The following is a 16,979-nucleotide window of genomic DNA, read 5'->3' as shown; positions in this document are numbered from 1 at the left end:
CTTCCATTTGGAAGAACCGGGTTATTTCCGTTTCGGGCGGAATCGATGTTATTTGTCTAAAACCAGCAGCACTGTTACCGCGATTACAAAAACTCCCATGCTGAGCAGGCTCCAGAATAATGCTTTTCGGTTGACTTCCTCTTTCTTTCTATGCTGGATCACAGGCGGTTTTCGCTTCGACACGGACATTCCCCCTACATAGGAATCAATAGACTATACTTATATTGTAACCGCTTTATTCATCGTTTTCCATAGGAGTTTCCGCTCCCGTACACTTCCCTTTTACGGCTGAAAACGATAAACTGAAGGGTAGAGTCAATTCCTGAGAAGTGGAGAGTCGAGTATGCTGTACACAAATGTAGCAAAACCTGTATTATTTCGAATGGACCCGGAAAAGGCGCATCATCTGATCGTGAACGGGATGCGGCGGACGGCCGGATGGCCTGGAATGCTGCCCTTACTGGAATCTATGTATGGAGTGAAGGAAACACCGGAGTTAAGCATGGATTTATGGGGGCTGCACTTTCCCAATGTGATCGGTTTGGCAGCAGGGCTGGATAAAAACGGGGAAGCCGTACCCGGGTTCTCTTCCATCGGCTTCGGATTCGCGGAAGTTGGCACCATTACGCCGGTTGCACAGGCAGGAAATGAGAAACCAAGGCTGTTCCGCCTGCCGGAGGATGAGGGTTTAATCAATCGAATGGGGTTTAATAACGTGGGTGCGGAAACGATGGCCCTTCATTTGCAGAAGGTTTCGAAACGCAGCATTCCTATAGCCGTCAATATCGGCAAAAACAAAAATACGCCGAATGAAGAGGCCGAATCGGATTACCGGAAATGCATCCGGGCACTCTACCGACACGGGGACTTTTTTGTGGTAAATATAAGCTCGCCGAATACACCGGATCTAAGAAGCCTTCAGCATGGGCAGGAATTAAAATCGCTGCTTGCTGCGGTCACGGACGAAATGTTGATTCAACACGCCACAGCAGGCGGAAAGGTCAAACCGGTTCTGGTGAAAATCGCGCCGGACTTGAACGATCACGAACTGGAAATGATCACGGATACGATCAGCAAAAGCGGGGTTTCGGGCATTATCGCTACCAATACGACGCTGGACCGGGAAGGGCTCAAGCATCGTCACGCGAAGGAAGCCGGAGGGTTAAGCGGAAGGCCGTTGTTCGAGAAATCGACGGCGATGGTCAAGAAAATCTATAAGCAAACAGGCGGAAAGCTGCCGATTATCGGCTCCGGAGGTATATTTAACGCTCAGGATGCCTATGACAAGATTAAGGCAGGCGCTTCGATGATAGAAATATACACAGCCTTGATTTATAAAGGGCCGGGTATCAACCGCGAAATCCATGCAGGCCTGCGGGAGCTGCTGCGGAGAGACGGTTTCAAACATATAAGCGAAGCGGTAGGAACCGAGTAAGAAGCTTATTCAACAAGGAGGCGGGGGCTAATGGATGTTAGGGACTGGGGGAAATTTCTGCAGCCTTACGAACAAGCAGTAGAGGAACTGAAAGTAAAATTCAAAACACTGCGCTCTGAACTTAGATCCCGGGACGAGTACGCTCCCATTGAATTTGTTACAGGGCGGGTTAAGAAAATATCCAGCATCCTGGAGAAATCCAAACGTTTATCAGTACCGATGGAACAGATCGAAACCGGAATCGAGGATATTGCAGGCATCCGGATTATGTGCCAGTTCGTAGAGGATATTCATAGGGTGGCTGATTTAATCCGGCTGCGGCAGGATCTCATCGTAAAGTATGAGAAGGACTATATCACTAATTTTAAAGACAGCGGTTACCGCTCGTTTCATATTATCGTGGAATATCCTGTTCAGACGGCGATCGGACTTAAGAAGGTGCTGGCCGAGATTCAGATTCGTACGCTCGCAATGAATTTCTGGGCGACGATCGAACATTCTCTGAACTATAAATACAAGGAACAGCTTCCGGAAGAAGTGCGGGTCCGGTTAAGAAACGCTGCCCAGGCGGCTTTCATTCTGGATAAGGAAATGTCAAATATCCGTGAGGACATCGTTGAAGCCCAGAAGAGCTTTGAAGACAGTTCGATCATTGTCCATAAGGTGCTGAACGGGATTCAGGAGTTGTATTTCTTCCACCGGGTGAGGGAAGCCGTCCAGTTTCAAATGCGGTTTAACGAAGCTTGGGAGGAGAACAACGTCTACGAAATTAAAGAGGTCCACAGGGAGATCCAAGCCTCGATCCAGAGAGCCAAAAAAGGCGGAAATTGATGGACGGCGGCTATGACCGGCTGTATATCGGCTTTCTGCGCTGCTTCAATTTAGAACGGGATTATTATACCTGTCATGATCTGATGGAAGAGCTTTGGCTGGAAGAAGGGCGGAATCCTCTGTTTCAGGGGTTGCTGCAGGCTGCGGTAGGCCTATATCACCACGACAACGGCAATTACGGGGGAGCTGTTAAGCTCCTGGAGGCAGCATTGTCGAAACTGAGGCTTTATCCTGATCTCATTCTTGGCATTCACTTGGCTCGCTTCCGGTCGGATATCGAAGCATACCTGATGCGTTTACAACAGGCGGCTGAGGAACAAACCTCCCTGGCTCCATATGAGGTAACGATACGAATCACGGATCCTTTGCTGGAAGAGCTGATCCGAGCATAAACAACGTAAAGCGAAGCCCCGGACACTAGGTCCGGGGCTTTCTTGTTAAATTCCCTTATAAGCTTTATCGATCGCTTTCACGATGTCCTCGTTGGACATCCCTTTGTTCTTCATATCGACTGCATCTTTCACTTCGTTCGTGCAGATGCCGCATTGTGTTGCGTGGTCAGTCCAGGTAATCTTTCCGTCCTGCTTGCCTTGAATGTAGCATCTGTATAAAGACGTATGAGCATCTTCTGCATAATCCATGCATCCGCAGTAACAGTTCAGCATTTTGAGCAGTTCCTCGTGTTCGTCCGCTTTGGCATAAAGTTCGCGGGTACGCGGGGTATACTTGCTCAGGAAATCCGGAAGCTCTTTAGCGGATGCGGTCTCAACCAGAGTCTCATGCGAGTTGTGGCTCGTATGCTGGCCCGAGGCGGAAGAATCCTCTTTGCCGCATGCCGTTATGATGACACTGAACAGGCAAAACGTCAGCAACGCTATCCAAAACAGATTCCTTCTTCGGATCATCGATTACTCCCCTTTATGCTTGGTAAGGAAATTCCGGAAATCTTCCTCAGTGTTCCCCGCCGTAGCACCCTCTTCGCGGATTCCGTCCGCCAGACGATCTACTTCCTTGCCGCCTTTATAGTATACGAGGGTCGGTGTTCCTTCAATATTGTATTTCAGCCATCCGCCGTCAAATTCCAGCAGATTGAATTGTTCGAGCTCCACGCCGACTTCTTCTGCGATGGGATTCAGCACCGGTGTGGTACGTTTGCAGTGCGGGCAGGCGGAGGAGTAGAAGTAAACGAATACCCCGTCGCCGCTGGCGATTTTGCTTTCGAGATCCGCGGGTTTGATAATATTCTGGTAATTCGGATCTTTTAATTGTTCGCGAGTCTCTGCGTGCAGTTTGCTGGAGCTGATGCCGTACGCATTGTTCGCTGTCGTATTGTTAAGAAAATAAATCAAAACGAGAAGAGCCATAATAAGACCCACAAAGATACTGATTTTCTTCATAAGACACCCCTTATACAGTAAAATAGAATATGATAAATTATACTACATCCTTGTCCAAACTTGCATCTTATGTCTATAATTCTATAGAAACCGCCTTGGATTGTGACAGAAGTAAGGCTAAGAAAAGAGCGTGTAGCTGCTATGAGTTCGGTACTGCCGGAAGCGTTTCTGGATAAAATGCAACAGCTGCTGGGAGAAGAATACCCCGCATTTATGGCTTCCTATGAGAAGCCGCGTTATTACGGGCTCCGGGTGAATACGAATAAAGTGAGCCTGGCTGCATTCAGCAAATACAACCCGTTTACGCTCAGCCCGATTCCCTGGGCCCCTGAAGGTTTCTACTATCAGGAAGAAGATCGACCCGGCAAACATCCCTACTACCATGCAGGGCTATATTACATACAGGAACCGAGCGCTATGATGCCCGTGGAGCTGCTGGGCGTCGTTCCCGGGGACCGGGTTTTGGATTTGTGTGCGGCTCCCGGCGGCAAATCTACGCAAATCGCCTCAAAGCTTCAAGGACTTGGACTACTTGCGGCCAATGATAATGCAGGAGAACGGGTCAAGGCGCTTGCGAAAAATCTCGAACTGGCCGGAGTCAGCAATGCGATCGTTCTGAATGAGTGGCCTGCTTCGCTGGTGAGGTCGTTCCCTTCGTTTTTTGATAAAATCCTGATTGACGCTCCCTGCTCGGGCGAAGGCATGTTCCGTAAGGACGAGGAAATGGCCAAGCAGTGGGAGAAGCATTCCGTCGAGAAATGCGTGCTGATGCAGCGCGACATTCTAGCCCATGCGGCGGCCCTGTTGGCCCCTGGGGGCCGCATCGTGTACTCGACATGCACGTTCTCTCCGGAAGAGAACGAAGGTATGATTGCGGAGTTTTTGAGCGGCCACCCGGACTTCAGGGTGGCGGTGATCCCCGCGAGCCTCGGCCTAGCCCCGGGCCGGGCGGACTGGCTCGCGCCAAGCGGGCGCTACACGCCCGAGAGCGCGGCGCAGGTGGCGGCCGCAGGCCGCATCTGGCCCCACCTGATGCAGGGGGAGGGCCATTTCTTTGCCGTGCTCGAGCATAGCGGGAGCACGGGGGAGGCGGCGCCTGCGGATGAGGACGCAGGCGGGGCGCTGCGCCGGGCGCGGGCGCAGCCGCGCGGGCGCAAGGGAGGCGGCGGCTGGAAGCAGGCCGCCGATGAGACGGAGCTGACCCGCGAGGAAGCGGAGCAGGTGGAGCGCTTCATGCGGCTCACCCTCACCCGGCCTCTTCCGGGGAAGCTGATGAAATACGGCAGCCATGTGTACCTGCAGCCGCCGGGCGTCCCCCGGCTGGACACGCTTAAGGTGATCAGGCCCGGATGGTTTATCGGAACGCTAAAAAAGAACCGCTTTGAGCCTTCTCATCCTTTGGCTCTCGGACTGAAAGCGGACGAGGCGGTTAGAAGGGTGGACCTTCCTTCCACAGAACCGGAAGCTATCCGTTATTTGAAAGGGGAAACGCTGGAGATATCGGCTAGCCTTATTCTTACCGCGCTGGACCCTAAACCGGATGAGGAGGGTTGGACCAAAGGCTATTGTCTTGTGTGCGTTGACGGGTTTCCCTTGGGATGGGGCAAATGGAGGGACGGTATGCTGAAAAATGAGTATCCTGCAGGGTGGAGGTGGACGTAGAGATGGCAAAGACGGAACGATTGGATAAAATCCTGTCGCATATGGGAATCGGATCCAGAAGCGATATCCGCAAATTGGCGAAACAGGGCGTACTGAACGTGAATGGCCAAAAGGTCAAAGATCCCGGCATGAAAATAGATCCGGTAAACGATCTTATTCAGGTCAACGGGGAAGAAGTGAAATATCGGGAATTTATATATTTGATGATGAATAAGCCGCAAGGCGTAGTTTCAGCGACGGAAGATCATCGTGACCGGACGGTTATTGATTTGCTGAGCGACGGCTACAGGCATTTCGAGCCCTTTCCCGTAGGAAGGCTTGACAAGGATACGGAAGGGCTGCTGCTGCTGACGAACGACGGCAAGCTGGCTCATAACCTGCTTTCTCCCAGAAAACATGTTCCCAAAACCTACTATGCCAGAATATCGGGCTTCGTTACTGAGGAGGATGGGGAAGCGTTTGCCGCAGGAGTAACACTGGACGACGGGTATCAGACAATGCCTGCGGACTTGTCGATATTGCGTGCCGAAGACGGTGACTCGCCGGTTTCCGAAATAGAACTTACGATTAGAGAAGGTAAGTTTCATCAGGTGAAGCGGATGTTTCAAGCCGTTGGCAAGACCGTTATCTTTCTTAAACGGCTTTCCATGGGTCCGCTCTCATTGGATCAGCAGCTTCCGACTGGAAGTTATCGGGAATTGACGGCCGATGAATTGGAATTGCTTATTAAACATACAGGATAAAACTATAGCTGGAACAGATAGGAGTTAATAGAGATGCCATACCGTTTAATTGCGCTTGACGTGGATGGAACGCTGCTCACGGATGATCATCAACTGACGGAAAATACAAAGAACACGATTCGGAAGGTGTACGAGGAAGGCTGCGGCATTGTGCTTTGCACCGGCCGCAGTCCGGTCAGCACGCTGCCCGTGATGGAAAAGCTGGGTTTATCGGGTACGCTGATAACGCATAACGGTGCCGCGACGGTGGCTTCAGCCGACCGCAGCGTGATCCATGAATTTTCCTATAACGTAGCCGAGATTGAACCGTTAATCCGATACTGCAGAGACCATCAAATACAGTTTGACGTAAACACGGCATTCGAGATGTATGTGGAACAAATGACACCGGAAGCACAGGATATGTATGCCCAGTTTTATATAACCCCTAAAGTAGTCGCGGATGTTCTTGCTCTGGAGACGCCAATTGTCAAATTCACTTGCTTTGCGGCCAGAGACATCATCGACCGGATTGAAAAAGAATGGGCGCTGTTGTCTACGGAACTTCGGATTATCCGGAGTGGTGATGCCTTTATTGATGTGATGCATTCCCATGCTAATAAAGGCAGCGCCTTGAAGGCACTGGCCGGTACGAGAAACATCTCTTCAGAAGAAGTGATTGCCATTGGCAATTATTATAATGACATCGAGATGATTCAATTTGCAGGAATGGGCATCGCCATGGATAACTCACCGGATGCCGTTAAAGCTGCGGCCGATGCGGTCACTTCCTCCAACAATGAGGATGGTGTGCACAAAGCGATTGAGAAATATATGCAATTCAACTGAACAATACCATGAGAAAAAGAACCGGTTCCGTGCGGAACCGGTTCTTTACGCTGCATTGGTGCCGATTAGTACATGAAAGTGCGGGCAACGATGACTAACAGGATGAATAAAACCAGAATAACGCCTGTAGAAGTAAAGCCGTAACCTGCTGCAGACATTCTAATTCCTCCCTTTGAAGTGAAGTTCCGGGTGAAAGGGCTGTTGTTTGCTCCGGCTAAGTTTCATGTGATCCTGGGTGGCTCACCCGGTATGTTGCAGTATATGCGCATTGGAAGTTGATGTAATGGACGTTTGTACCCATGACGGACATTTAGGCGCTATGGATATTTTGCTTGGACTTGCGACAACCTACTACAGTAAAAGCACAACACCAAAGTTGACGGGAGGCGCATTCATGCTCAATATTTCGCTTAGGCCGGACCTGAGGACTTCAGGCGGAGAAGTAAACGATGTCGTACTGAACGGCCGCTATGCCGGCACATTAACGTTGGTATACCGCGAAGGGGACCGTATTTCCGGATCGATTCAGCTCGATAAAGAGTCCATGTCTGCAAGGGAAAAGGAAGCTGTCATTGAATTTACCCAGCATTACGTTCAATCCCTGATTGATGCTCTGAATGTGGACGAGTGCGATGTGCTTGTAACTTACAGCCGATATGACCATGTTATTGCGACGGACAGAAATATCGGCGAGATCTCCCGTTGGGTCGATGAAGACGATGATGATGCCGCTCTTACGGAAGAGCTCTATTTTGACGATGAAGATGAAGATGCGGATTATGATGACATGTATGCTTACGACGCTGAGGATTCCGACGTGGAAGAGGTTTATTTTGAACTCGTCATTGTAGGAGAAAGCCGGAATCAGGTGGAGTACCATGTGTATTCCGATACACAGGTTCTCGTTGCTGAAGCGTTCATGACAATTTACGGAAGCGACGTGTCAGGCGAAATCAATTGGATGTACCCTCCAGAGGAAGAGGAAATCGATGCGGTGGCAGATCTCATCGTATCCGATTTTGATGAGAATGAAATCGATACGTTCGTATTGGATGTAGAATTTGAAGGCGAACTGATCGACACGATAGAATTGACGCATAAGGATTTGCTGGATGCCCAGGAAACCATATCGGATTTGGCATTGGACGATGACGAAGACGATGATGACGAATACGGGTTGGAATATTACGCGGATGATGATGATGACGAGGAAATCATCGTGTATTATGCAGACGATGACGATGTGGATGATGACGATGATTTCTATTATGCGGACGATGACGATGACGATGACTATGCATATTATGCGGACGATGATGATGACGAGGAAGTGGAAGAAATCTACACCATCGGAGATTCGGACGATGACCTCGACTATTATGCGGACGATGAAGATGATGAACTGACCGCTATGTACGCCGATGACGAGGCTGAGATCGATGAAGAGGACTACACTGTAGTTATGGCCCGTGATGACGGTGATGTGCTGACCTACGAAATTTATCAGCAAAGTTACGGGGGCCTTCCGATCGGTACGGCAACTATGGACATCAGCACCCAACAGATCACAGGCTTCATTGATTTCCGGGAACCCGGAAACGGGGATGACCGCGAATTTATTGCTACTATGCTGATGCAGGAGCTCGATAAGGAAAGAGATTATGATTCCGTCAACATTACCATGATGTATAACGACGAACCGATTGATGAAGTTATGTTTGAAGTGGACTATCATTAACAGGCCGGCAGACGGGCCCTTCCATTTGGAGGGCCCTTCCTTTCTATCCGTGTAAATTTACACTTCCATATTTCGACAAAAACTCCGATAATGGAAGAAGGAAAGAAGGGGATGCCATGCAGGTTACTCAGGAACAGCTCCGCCATGTTGTTTTTTTGTCGGAAGTCGTGCTGGAAGGGAATAAGCGCGGCATGATGGAAGAAACAATCCAACTGTTGTTATACATAGTAAAATCACTGAAGGAAGCGGAAATACCAACAGATGTAAGCCTGGAGATGGAACATTTAACGGCCCAAATTGAAGAGCGGCTGAAGCAGGAAAATGACAGGCTGCAGGAGATTGAATTGAATCTTCATTTTGTCAGAAAGCCCACAAAACCATAAAAGCCGGTTGACCGCTTCTCTCCGGTATCCGTCTCGTGATATAATGAACGGTATTGTATTTATAGATATGAGGTGTAACATGGAACAATTGGAGCAGCAACACCTTTCCGCCAAAGACTTGAAGAACATCCGCCTGCCGATGGTGGAAATTTTCGAGACAGTGGAAGGAGAAGGAACGCGTGCAGGTTTCCCGACCGTATTCGTGCGGCTTTTTGGCTGTAACCTAAGGTGTACCTGGTGCGATACGAAATACAGCTATCCGCCTGAAGAAGCCGAAATGGTAATGTCAATTGCCGATATTATAGAACAAGTAAGCAAATACAAATCAACCCACGTTTGCCTTACAGGCGGAGAGCCTTTGTTGTACGGGACCAAATCCGCGGCACTTATAGAGGCTTTGGCCGATATGGAACGTTTGACCGATATTCACATAGAGACGAATGGCGCTGTTGATTTGAAACCTTTTCTGGCAACCGTCCATTCCCCGAAAGTCCGTTACATTATGGATTACAAGCTTCCGGATTCAGGAGAAGAGGAGCAGATGCTGGTTAGCAATTTTACATTGCTCCGTCCGCAGGATGAATTGAAATTCGTTATCGGAAGTGAAAGAGATTTTCAGAGGGCCGTGGATCTGCTTACCGAGCATCCGACCAAGGCTCTTCCGTTGTTCAGCCCTGTATGGGAAACAATGCCGCCTTACAAGCTCGTTGCTCTGATGCTCGAGCATGGCTTGTCGCATGTAAAGCTGAATATGCAAATGCACAAAATTATTTGGGATCCCGCTATGCGCGGAGTCTAAGGAAAGGTGAGGTCTGTAGCATGAACAGCAAGAAGAAAGCCGTTATCATTCTTAGCGGCGGTTTGGACAGCACAACTTGTATGGGATACGCCAAAACGAGCGGTTATGAGCTGTATCCAATCACTTTCGATTACGGGCAGCGTCATCGGATCGAGCTAGAGAATGCAAGGAAAGTTGCTGAATTTTATGAAGTTTCCCACCGCCATAAAGTGGTTCGGCTCGATTTTCTCCGGGAATTCGGAGGCAGCGCGCTGACTGACGATACGATCGAAGTGCCCGAAGGGGCGGAAAGTCCGGAAGAAGATATTCCTGTGACTTATGTGCCCGGGCGAAATTTGTTGTTCCTATCTATCGCAGCTTCCTATGCGGAAGTAAACGGAGCTGAAGCTGTATATATCGGTGTGAATGCGATGGACTACAGCGGTTACCCGGACTGCAGGCCTGAGTTTATCCGCAAGATGGAAGAAGTGATTGCCGTAGGAACCAAAGCAGGAGCGCAGGGGAAAACACTCTCGATCGAAACTCCTTTAATCGATCTTACGAAAGCCGAGATTATACGGGAAGGAATGAAGATGGGCGTTCCCTACGAACTAACGACTTCCTGTTATAATGGAAAAGAGGAAGCGTGCGGGATTTGTGACAGCTGCAGGCTGAGATTGAAAGGCTTCGCAGAAGCAGGAATGACCGACCCGATCCCATACGAGCAGCATACAACATAATCAAGTATTACCGACCAGGCTCAGGTACACTACCGGGCCTGGTTTTTTAATCACATATGAAACTATAAGTCCCGATAGAGGTTTATCTCAAAATATCAGAAAGTATAAGTTTCACTTTATACTCCATTTTGATATTTCTCCGGAATGAAACGATCTGCTCGCCTAAAGACGGCTTAAGCCGCTTCACCTTGTAATTCAGTAAGTTTCAATGGAATAAAGTTCCAAGTAACAAAAGAGCTTCCCGCTGCGTCTAGAGTGCATGAATGAATTAACAGGAGGATTCAAGGTCATGAAACATGTACGCACCCTGGCGGCTGCCATTCTTTGTTGTTCTGCGGTTAGTTATGCATTACTCGGCGGGTTTCAGATCCATGTCCCTCCGGCAGTGCCGGAAGACAGAGTCACGGCTTTCATCCATCAGAAGCCGCCTGCCGGAATCTCTGCCGGATCGGATGCAGGAAACAGCTCGCCGGCCGTCCCTTCTCCGGTGATACAGATAGGATAACATAAATGAATTAACGTCCGGAATGAAGCGTGACTTTGTTCTTTCCGGTTGTCTTCGACATATACATGGCCTGATCTGCCAGTTGGATAAGTTCCTCGGCGGTCAGGCCTTTCTTATATTTGCTGCAGCCCAGGCTGATAGTTACGATAGATTCGCTTTCTACTCTTCCGCGAATGGCTTCGGCCACCTCATCCGGTTTCACGCCGGGCGCGGTGATGAGGGCGACCAGCTCTTCTCCTCCATACCTCCCTACCAGGCCGATACCCTGCGTTTCCTCGGCCATGATCTCCGCTACTTGTTTCAAAACCCCGTCCGCTTTATGATGCCCCTGGGTATCGTTCAAGGTTTTGAAATTATCAATATCACCGAAAATAACCGATACTCTGTGCTCCGCGGATACATATTGCCGTACTCTGTTAAAGAAGAATTTACGGTTGAACAGCCCCGTTAACCCGTCCGTAATGGAGGATCTGTAGACTGCCTGAAGCAGTTCAACGACCCGGTCAAACAGGATGAAAAAGACGATGCCATAGTATAGCAGCGGCAGAAAATTCTCAACAATCGTTAAGCCGGGCTGCTGATGGTCAAATAAGTATACATTCGCTAGGTGAGCGGTCTGGAGGAAAAAAAAGACGGTCAGGCCGGCCTGATACTTGACGCTTTGTCCTATGTAGGGGGATACCGTATAAAAGCAGATGAACACCAGCAGAAACAAGTACAGCTCAAGCCATATATTATGGACCGCGTATAGCGGTGAATAGACGGGGCTGCCAGGTGTGAACATCGGCGTATTGAACCGGTAATGCAGAAAGGAAATAACTGCGGCTGTACCGATGAAAAAGGTAACGAGGACAAACTCTCTGCCGCCGGTTTTGTTGTATAATTGATAAATAGCAGCATGCAACGCAATAAAGGCGACTATCTGCAGCAGATGGCCCAAGTGAGCCGCATTCAGCCATTCTCCGTTATGCAGCGAATCTAGTACAATCAGTAATTGCGAGACAAGGGTAATAACCAGCGAGAGGGTCAAGGAGAGGTATGCTTTCTTGCGCCGCCGGAGGAATAGTCTTGCCGACATTATGAACATCAGTAACACAATAATGCTGATGCAGGAAGAGGAATACAAGAGACCGGCAGGACCGGTAAGAAAGTCTAATGGTTTCATGACAGGCAAAAGGCTCCGTTCGGGTTGGTCCATCATCGTTCCAAGATGGGTCTTTGGTCTTTCTTTACAGAAACATACGTTCTATTATATCATAAAACCTGGGTAAAAGGGAGGGGAAAACTGCATGAACATATTACAGGCGTTATTTTTTCCGCCGGAACAGCCGGGCGGCGTTTCCTCCATGGTGCCGTATATTCAGGAGAGATTTATCAAGATGGGCTGGGAGATGGATTTATTCTCTCTGCCTAAGCGGATCCGCAACAAGGGTTCGGAAGAAATTAGTTTCGATACGTTTGACTGGAAGCCTTACGGCGGCAATCCGATCGTCGACAAGTACATTCAAACTTACAAGGATTATTTATGGTGGACTCAGCTCCGCATCAAGAAATCTTACGACGTGATCCATGCGCATCATCCGATTGCGGCTTTGGCTATGAAGCAGAGATTTCCCGGCACGCCTCTGATCGTTACGATTCACTCGAGCTTTGAACGCGAACTGCTGTTGAATCGCAAGATTGAAGATACCGGGCCGGAAAAGGCATTTTTGACGAGCCTGTACAGGGAGATCGAACAGAGAGCAGACCGGATCATTACGGTGTCGGACTCTTTTAAAAAGTACTTATCCGAATATATGGACTCGGGAGACAACATACAAGTGATTCCGAACGGATTCGACGATAAACGGTTCCGGCCGGTTCCCCATGAGAATGAAGTAACGCAGCTGATTACCGTCTGCCGCCTTGTACCTGCCAAAGGACTGGATATATTAATTCGCGCCTGCTCCGAGCTGAAGCGCAGAGGGCATAATTATGTGCTTCACATTATAGGAGACGGTCCGATCCGGGAAGAGCTGGAGCAGCTGGCGGTGGAGCTGGACGTATATGAAGAAACGATATTTTACGGCTATACCCTGCATCCTGAAGAGTTTATGCCCTTCTTTGATGTGTTTGTGCTGCCTTCAAGAGCGGAGGCGTTCGGATCGGTGTTTGCAGAGGCGGCTCTTTGCTGGCTGGCTCTGGTCGGTACGAATGTAGGCGGCATCGCTGAACAGATCCAGGACGGCCAAAACGGACTCCTTGTTCCGCCTGAAGACCCTGCCGCTTTGTGCGATGCGCTTGAAAACCTCATTATGGATCCGAGTTACCGTTATCAGCTGGCGAGGGCGGCATCGGAGAAAGCAAAACGTTCCTATTCACTGAACCGTGTCATTCTGGAGCTGAAAGACATGTACCGGAGTTTCGTGCCGCAACATATGCTGAGCCTCCCGGAGGAAGCGGCTGCGAAGGAGGATGAAGGGGAAGAAAGCGCGCACTGAAGACATTGCGCCGCTTATTCCTTATGCGATTCGCCGCCTCCAGATCATCATCCCGAGCCAAGCAATGCTGATGGCGCCGAACAACGGATACAAAGTGGAGAGCAGAAACGTAAACCCGGCCTGGCTGACAAGATAGCATAAGCCGAGGATCAGCAGCAGAATCCATTGAGAATGCAAAGAGGACCGCTGCGAAATTTGGATCATGATCCCGTAGACATCCGCAAGAAATGTTGTAAAAATTTCCGCATAGATGATGACGATGTAAATAAGCTGCACAGTCATACCTAAACCCGAAATCAGATGTCCCATGGGAATGTCGAACTGTGTGATGCCCGGCATCTGTGCCGACAAGGCAAAATGTCCTGCCAGCAGCATCGCGCCCACCCCGATACCCCCGAGAATCCCTCCCCACAACAGCGGCCTGCGGTCCGTCACCGAGGAGCCTAGGGGGACCAGCACAGCCTGCGCCATTGATAAGTTGAATGCTGCGTACAACAGCGGGGATGTCCATATTTGGGCCAGGGAAAAATCTCCAGACAGCTCGAGCCAATTACTGCGCGCAGGCGATTGCAGCGTGTGCGCAACGACAATACACGTAAACGAAAGCATAACCGGCACTACTAATGAATTGACAGCCAGAATTCCCCTCATCCCGTTCGAAAGCACCAGGTAGGCAAGGACCAGCGTCACGGCCAGGCCGGTCTGGTACGAGATATGCAAATGCTCTTCGAATACCGAACCTGCCCCTGCCAGCATTACGGAAGAGACACCGAAGATAAGAAACATCGACACGGTGCTTATGCGTCTGCCCCAAGCTTCTCCGAACAAGTGCTTATTGAAATCTTCATAAGATGCCGCCCCGATGTCATGGGACATGAGCATTAATTTTGTTCCCAGCCATATAAAAAGGATGCTGGCGGCCGCGATCGTAGCGGCCGCCCACCAGCCGTAACGTGTAAAAAACTGCAGGATTTCCTGGCCGGTGGCGAAACCAGCCCCGACTACCGTGCCGATATAAGTAAATGCTATTTGCAGTGTTTTGCCGATCGTTCTCATGCACAGCCACCTTTCCGGAGGATAGAACGCTTCTACCCTTATATATTCAGCGTATGTCTGCTTTCGGACGGGCATACCTGTTAATAAAGGTTGCGGGCTTTTCAACATTTGTGTTAATTTACAAATAAGAAAACGGGGAGCGTGGACTATGGAACAATTGAAGCAGAGAATTTTACAGGAAGGCAGCGTAGTAAACGACCAGGTGTTGAAAGTGGATGCGCTGCTGAATCATCAAGTGGACCCGCAGCTGATCATGGAGATGGGCCGCGAGTTTGCCCGCAGATTCCGTGAGGAGCGTATCACGAAGGTACTGACTGTCGAGTCTTCCGGTATTTCGATCGCGTTCGCCGCTGCATTTGAGCTAGGCGTTCCGCTGGTTTTCGCCCGCCGCAGGAAATCGGTAACGACGGATAATGACGCCTACTGCGAGAGAGTTCCTTCATTTACGAAAGGGATCGTTACGGACATTATGGTATCCAAGCGTTTTCTTAGCTCGGAGGACCGTGTATTGTTCATCGACGATATCATTGCCAACGGAGACGCTGCACGGGGATTAATCCGTATAGTAGAAACGGCGGGAGCAGAGCTGGCCGGGATGGGCGTCGTGCTGGAAAAGACGTTCCAGGCCGGCGGCCGGACGATCAGGGAACAGGGAATCCGCGTGGAAACCTTGGTCAAAATTTCTTCATTAGCGGGCAACCGGATCGTATTTGAGGAGTAGAGTCAGCGGAGGGTTGGTAATTTTAATGTTTCGCGCCTTCCCACCGCAGGGATTTTATTTTATAATAAATGGTAAGTCACGAGGGGAGGCGAAAGTTATGGGGAACGAACAAATGGCCGAGTTTTTTACGAAGAAATTATCCGATGCCAAAATACATTTTGAGCGCGCGTTAGACTGTAAGCATACGGAGTTTGACGATCTATATCCCTATATGATCGAGCATCCTCAATTTTTCTGGTACAAACGCTATGTTGCCTGGTCAGAACTGTTGACTGTCGTCAAGCTTTGCGAAGAGCTGTCCATACCTTGGGCGGAGCAATTCACACCTGCACAGACAGAGTATATCGGCAAGCGCGTAATGTCCAGCACCGTTCTGGACTGCTGGTATGAAACCAATGATTCTAAAGAAACGGTAGGCTGATTTTCGGCTGCGGGTTTCGGCAATTATATAGACAAAGGCCTAAATGTTATTTCGTTTAGGCTTCTTTTTTTGAACAAGAAAGGGGATATACCGTTGATTACAGATGAACAATTAGATGAATATAGAATTAACAGCACGAAGCTGAGGGTCGTCCGGGACGCGTTGGAAACAAACGATGTCAAAGGCATCGTAGTCGCTTGGGATGAGGAAAGCGTGATGATCCGCAAACAGAACCGAAGGATTGTAAAACTTGACCGCAGCTATATATATCAGCCGGCTGATGAGGAACGCGCACTTATATTTTAACCCCGACAGGGACAACCTAGGTTGAATGGATTTACCGCCCTTGCGAACAGAAACATATAAGAGGGTAAATCCGAACTGTCTAGGGAGGAACCTGAGCATGACTGATCATAAGATGGAAAGTAAAGTAGCGGCCTACAAGGATGAGCTGAGCCACATGTCGGAGCAGTTGCCCGAAGTTGTGCAATCTTATCATAGCTTTACGGGGGAGTGCTTTCAGCCAGGAGCGGTCGACGCCAAAACAAAGCAGCTGATCGCCTTGGGCATGGGCCTGTTCGCTAACAATGAAGTGTGCACGTTCTATCATGTCCGCGAGGCTCTTCACAAGGGAGCTTCCAGGGAAGAAATCATGGAGACCGTTGCCGTGGCCGGTGCTCTCGGCGGAGGCCATGCGATATCCCAAGGTGTCACAAGGGTTCAGAAAGCGTTAGAGGGTATCGTACATTAAAGTAGAAACACCTTGCTCCTTGGCATCATTATGCCTTTGAGACAAGGTGTTTTTTCAGAAGCGGGGAGGTTACGCCGCGTGCTCCATTTTCACTTTTTTGATTTTGATGGATAGGATCAAGCCTTCCCCGCTGATCACGGCTTTGGAGTCAAAGGCGGTCTCAAAAAATTTCTTCTTTTCTTCGAATTGTTTCACCGTCATGCCGATAGGCAGTTTGTACTCAAATATATAATATTCCGGATCTTCGTTCTCAGATATACGGTAAAGCGATGGGAACAGCTTATGCGTCTTCTTATTGGAACGGGTAACCGTGACATAAAGCTGCGTACGTTCAAATGTGGTCTTCATGATCCGCCGGTACCTGTTGTTCCAGCTTGAACGCCATAAGAGAATGAAAGCGGCCGTTACGAGTATAAACAGCAGAAGCTGTCTGCTGTTGGCCTGAAGCCACAGGTATGCGATATCGGTTTGTCCCCACCATGTTTCCATACCGGAAACCCCCTAAAAGCG

The 16,979-nt window shown here is 49.4% G+C and carries 23 protein-coding genes; 16 read left to right on the top strand and 7 right to left on the bottom strand.

The window, feature by feature from the left end:
* Positions 1-48: 48 nt before the first annotated feature.
* Positions 49-183 carry a hypothetical protein gene (locus ACFSUF_RS12425; RefSeq protein WP_377603232.1) on the bottom strand — a complete coding sequence of 45 codons (135 nt, stop codon included), beginning with the start codon at positions 181-183 and terminating at the stop codon, positions 49-51.
* A gap of 160 nt (positions 184-343) precedes the next feature.
* On the opposite strand from ACFSUF_RS12425, the gene ACFSUF_RS12420 reads away from it, so the two are divergent.
* The 3 genes from ACFSUF_RS12420 to ACFSUF_RS12410 are packed head-to-tail and all read left to right on the top strand — an operon-like array spanning position 344 to position 2,658.
* Positions 344-1,435, top strand: a complete 1,092-nt coding sequence (locus tag ACFSUF_RS12420) for a quinone-dependent dihydroorotate dehydrogenase (protein WP_377603231.1) — start codon at positions 344-346, stop codon at positions 1,433-1,435.
* A 30-nt stretch (positions 1,436-1,465) separates the two neighbouring features.
* Positions 1,466-2,266, top strand: a complete 801-nt coding sequence (locus ACFSUF_RS12415; RefSeq protein ID WP_377603230.1) for a GTP pyrophosphokinase — start codon at positions 1,466-1,468, stop codon at positions 2,264-2,266.
* A complete protein-coding gene (locus ACFSUF_RS12410; protein WP_377603229.1) occupies positions 2,266-2,658 on the top strand; it encodes a DUF309 domain-containing protein in 393 nt (130 codons plus the stop codon). The genes ACFSUF_RS12415 and ACFSUF_RS12410 overlap by 1 nt, the downstream gene beginning before the upstream one ends.
* A gap of 45 nt (positions 2,659-2,703) precedes the next feature.
* On the opposite strand, the gene ACFSUF_RS12405 is transcribed toward ACFSUF_RS12410, so the two are convergent.
* Complete coding sequence (locus ACFSUF_RS12405; protein ID WP_377603228.1) at positions 2,704-3,171, bottom strand: PCYCGC motif-containing (lipo)protein; 468 nt, start codon at positions 3,169-3,171, stop codon at positions 2,704-2,706.
* Between the two features lie 3 nt (positions 3,172-3,174).
* The gene (locus tag ACFSUF_RS12400) at positions 3,175-3,663 is read right to left on the bottom strand and encodes a thioredoxin family protein (protein ID WP_377603227.1); all 489 of its coding nucleotides are present in this window, start codon (positions 3,661-3,663) and stop codon (positions 3,175-3,177) included.
* Between the two features lie 141 nt (positions 3,664-3,804).
* Between ACFSUF_RS12400 and ACFSUF_RS12395 the strand changes: the two genes are divergently transcribed.
* From ACFSUF_RS12395 to ACFSUF_RS12385, 3 genes are read left to right on the top strand one after another with little or no spacing between them, the layout of a single operon-like run.
* Entirely contained in the window at positions 3,805-5,325 is a 1,521-nt protein-coding gene (locus tag ACFSUF_RS12395; protein WP_377603226.1) for an RsmF rRNA methyltransferase first C-terminal domain-containing protein, read from the top strand.
* A 2-nt stretch (positions 5,326-5,327) separates the two neighbouring features.
* The gene (locus ACFSUF_RS12390) at positions 5,328-6,068 is read left to right on the top strand and encodes a pseudouridine synthase (protein ID WP_377603225.1); all 741 of its coding nucleotides are present in this window, start codon (positions 5,328-5,330) and stop codon (positions 6,066-6,068) included.
* 33 nt (positions 6,069-6,101) lie between these two features.
* Complete coding sequence (locus tag ACFSUF_RS12385) at positions 6,102-6,896, top strand: Cof-type HAD-IIB family hydrolase (protein ID WP_377603224.1); 795 nt, start codon at positions 6,102-6,104, stop codon at positions 6,894-6,896.
* A 65-nt stretch (positions 6,897-6,961) separates the two neighbouring features.
* Here the strand turns inward: ACFSUF_RS12385 and ACFSUF_RS12380 are convergent, their stop codons facing one another.
* Positions 6,962-7,054 carry a YjcZ family sporulation protein gene (locus tag ACFSUF_RS12380; RefSeq protein WP_377603223.1) on the bottom strand — a complete coding sequence of 31 codons (93 nt, stop codon included), beginning with the start codon at positions 7,052-7,054 and terminating at the stop codon, positions 6,962-6,964.
* Positions 7,055-7,179: 125 nt separating this feature from the next.
* Between ACFSUF_RS12380 and ACFSUF_RS12375 the strand changes: the two genes are divergently transcribed.
* The 5 genes from ACFSUF_RS12375 (at position 7,180) to ACFSUF_RS12355 (ending at position 11,040) form a co-directional block, all read left to right on the top strand.
* Entirely contained in the window at positions 7,180-8,634 is a 1,455-nt protein-coding gene (locus ACFSUF_RS12375) for a hypothetical protein (protein WP_377603222.1), read from the top strand.
* A 116-nt stretch (positions 8,635-8,750) separates the two neighbouring features.
* Positions 8,751-9,017 carry a hypothetical protein gene (locus ACFSUF_RS12370; protein WP_377603221.1) on the top strand — a complete coding sequence of 89 codons (267 nt, stop codon included), beginning with the start codon at positions 8,751-8,753 and terminating at the stop codon, positions 9,015-9,017.
* 79 nt (positions 9,018-9,096) lie between these two features.
* Positions 9,097-9,816 (top strand): 7-carboxy-7-deazaguanine synthase QueE, encoded by a 720-nt coding sequence (locus ACFSUF_RS12365; protein ID WP_377603220.1) that lies wholly within the window; start codon positions 9,097-9,099, stop codon positions 9,814-9,816.
* Positions 9,817-9,836: 20 nt separating this feature from the next.
* The gene (gene queC / locus ACFSUF_RS12360) at positions 9,837-10,535 is read left to right on the top strand and encodes a 7-cyano-7-deazaguanine synthase QueC (protein ID WP_377603219.1); all 699 of its coding nucleotides are present in this window, start codon (positions 9,837-9,839) and stop codon (positions 10,533-10,535) included.
* Between the two features lie 289 nt (positions 10,536-10,824).
* A complete protein-coding gene (locus tag ACFSUF_RS12355) occupies positions 10,825-11,040 on the top strand; it encodes a hypothetical protein (protein ID WP_377603218.1) in 216 nt (71 codons plus the stop codon).
* A 10-nt stretch (positions 11,041-11,050) separates the two neighbouring features.
* On the opposite strand, the gene ACFSUF_RS12350 is transcribed toward ACFSUF_RS12355, so the two are convergent.
* Positions 11,051-12,205, bottom strand: a complete 1,155-nt coding sequence (locus ACFSUF_RS12350) for a sensor domain-containing diguanylate cyclase (protein WP_377603217.1) — start codon at positions 12,203-12,205, stop codon at positions 11,051-11,053.
* 124 nt (positions 12,206-12,329) lie between these two features.
* Between ACFSUF_RS12350 and ACFSUF_RS12345 the strand changes: the two genes are divergently transcribed.
* Complete coding sequence (locus ACFSUF_RS12345) at positions 12,330-13,520, top strand: glycosyltransferase family 4 protein (RefSeq protein ID WP_377603216.1); 1,191 nt, start codon at positions 12,330-12,332, stop codon at positions 13,518-13,520.
* 21 nt (positions 13,521-13,541) lie between these two features.
* On the opposite strand, the gene ACFSUF_RS12340 is transcribed toward ACFSUF_RS12345, so the two are convergent.
* Positions 13,542-14,576, bottom strand: coding sequence for a YkvI family membrane protein (locus tag ACFSUF_RS12340; protein WP_377603215.1), 1,035 nt, complete (start codon positions 14,574-14,576; stop codon positions 13,542-13,544).
* Between the two features lie 148 nt (positions 14,577-14,724).
* Here ACFSUF_RS12340 and ACFSUF_RS12335 point away from each other — a divergent pair, with 148 nt between their 5' ends.
* From ACFSUF_RS12335 to ACFSUF_RS12320, 4 genes are all read left to right on the top strand, one after another.
* Positions 14,725-15,297 (top strand): xanthine phosphoribosyltransferase, encoded by a 573-nt coding sequence (locus ACFSUF_RS12335; RefSeq protein WP_377603214.1) that lies wholly within the window; start codon positions 14,725-14,727, stop codon positions 15,295-15,297.
* 97 nt (positions 15,298-15,394) lie between these two features.
* Positions 15,395-15,718: a hypothetical protein gene (locus tag ACFSUF_RS12330; protein WP_377603213.1), complete on the top strand. Its 324-nt coding sequence runs from the start codon at positions 15,395-15,397 to the stop codon at positions 15,716-15,718.
* A 93-nt stretch (positions 15,719-15,811) separates the two neighbouring features.
* Positions 15,812-16,024 (top strand): hypothetical protein, encoded by a 213-nt coding sequence (locus ACFSUF_RS12325; protein WP_377603212.1) that lies wholly within the window; start codon positions 15,812-15,814, stop codon positions 16,022-16,024.
* Positions 16,025-16,121: 97 nt separating this feature from the next.
* Positions 16,122-16,469 (top strand): carboxymuconolactone decarboxylase family protein, encoded by a 348-nt coding sequence (locus tag ACFSUF_RS12320; RefSeq protein ID WP_377603211.1) that lies wholly within the window; start codon positions 16,122-16,124, stop codon positions 16,467-16,469.
* A gap of 69 nt (positions 16,470-16,538) precedes the next feature.
* Here the strand turns inward: ACFSUF_RS12320 and ACFSUF_RS12315 are convergent, their stop codons facing one another.
* On the bottom strand, positions 16,539-16,958 hold the full coding sequence (locus ACFSUF_RS12315; protein ID WP_377603210.1) for a hypothetical protein: 420 nt from the start codon (positions 16,956-16,958) through the stop codon (positions 16,539-16,541).
* Between the last annotated feature and the right edge of the window lie 21 nt (positions 16,959-16,979).

The organism is Paenibacillus gansuensis, assembly GCF_042684925.1.
Lineage (GTDB): Bacteria > Bacillota > Bacilli > Paenibacillales > DY6 > Paenibacillus_N > Paenibacillus_N gansuensis.
Note: the sequence above shows the minus strand (reverse complement) of the source record. Positions and strands in the feature narration are given on the sequence as shown.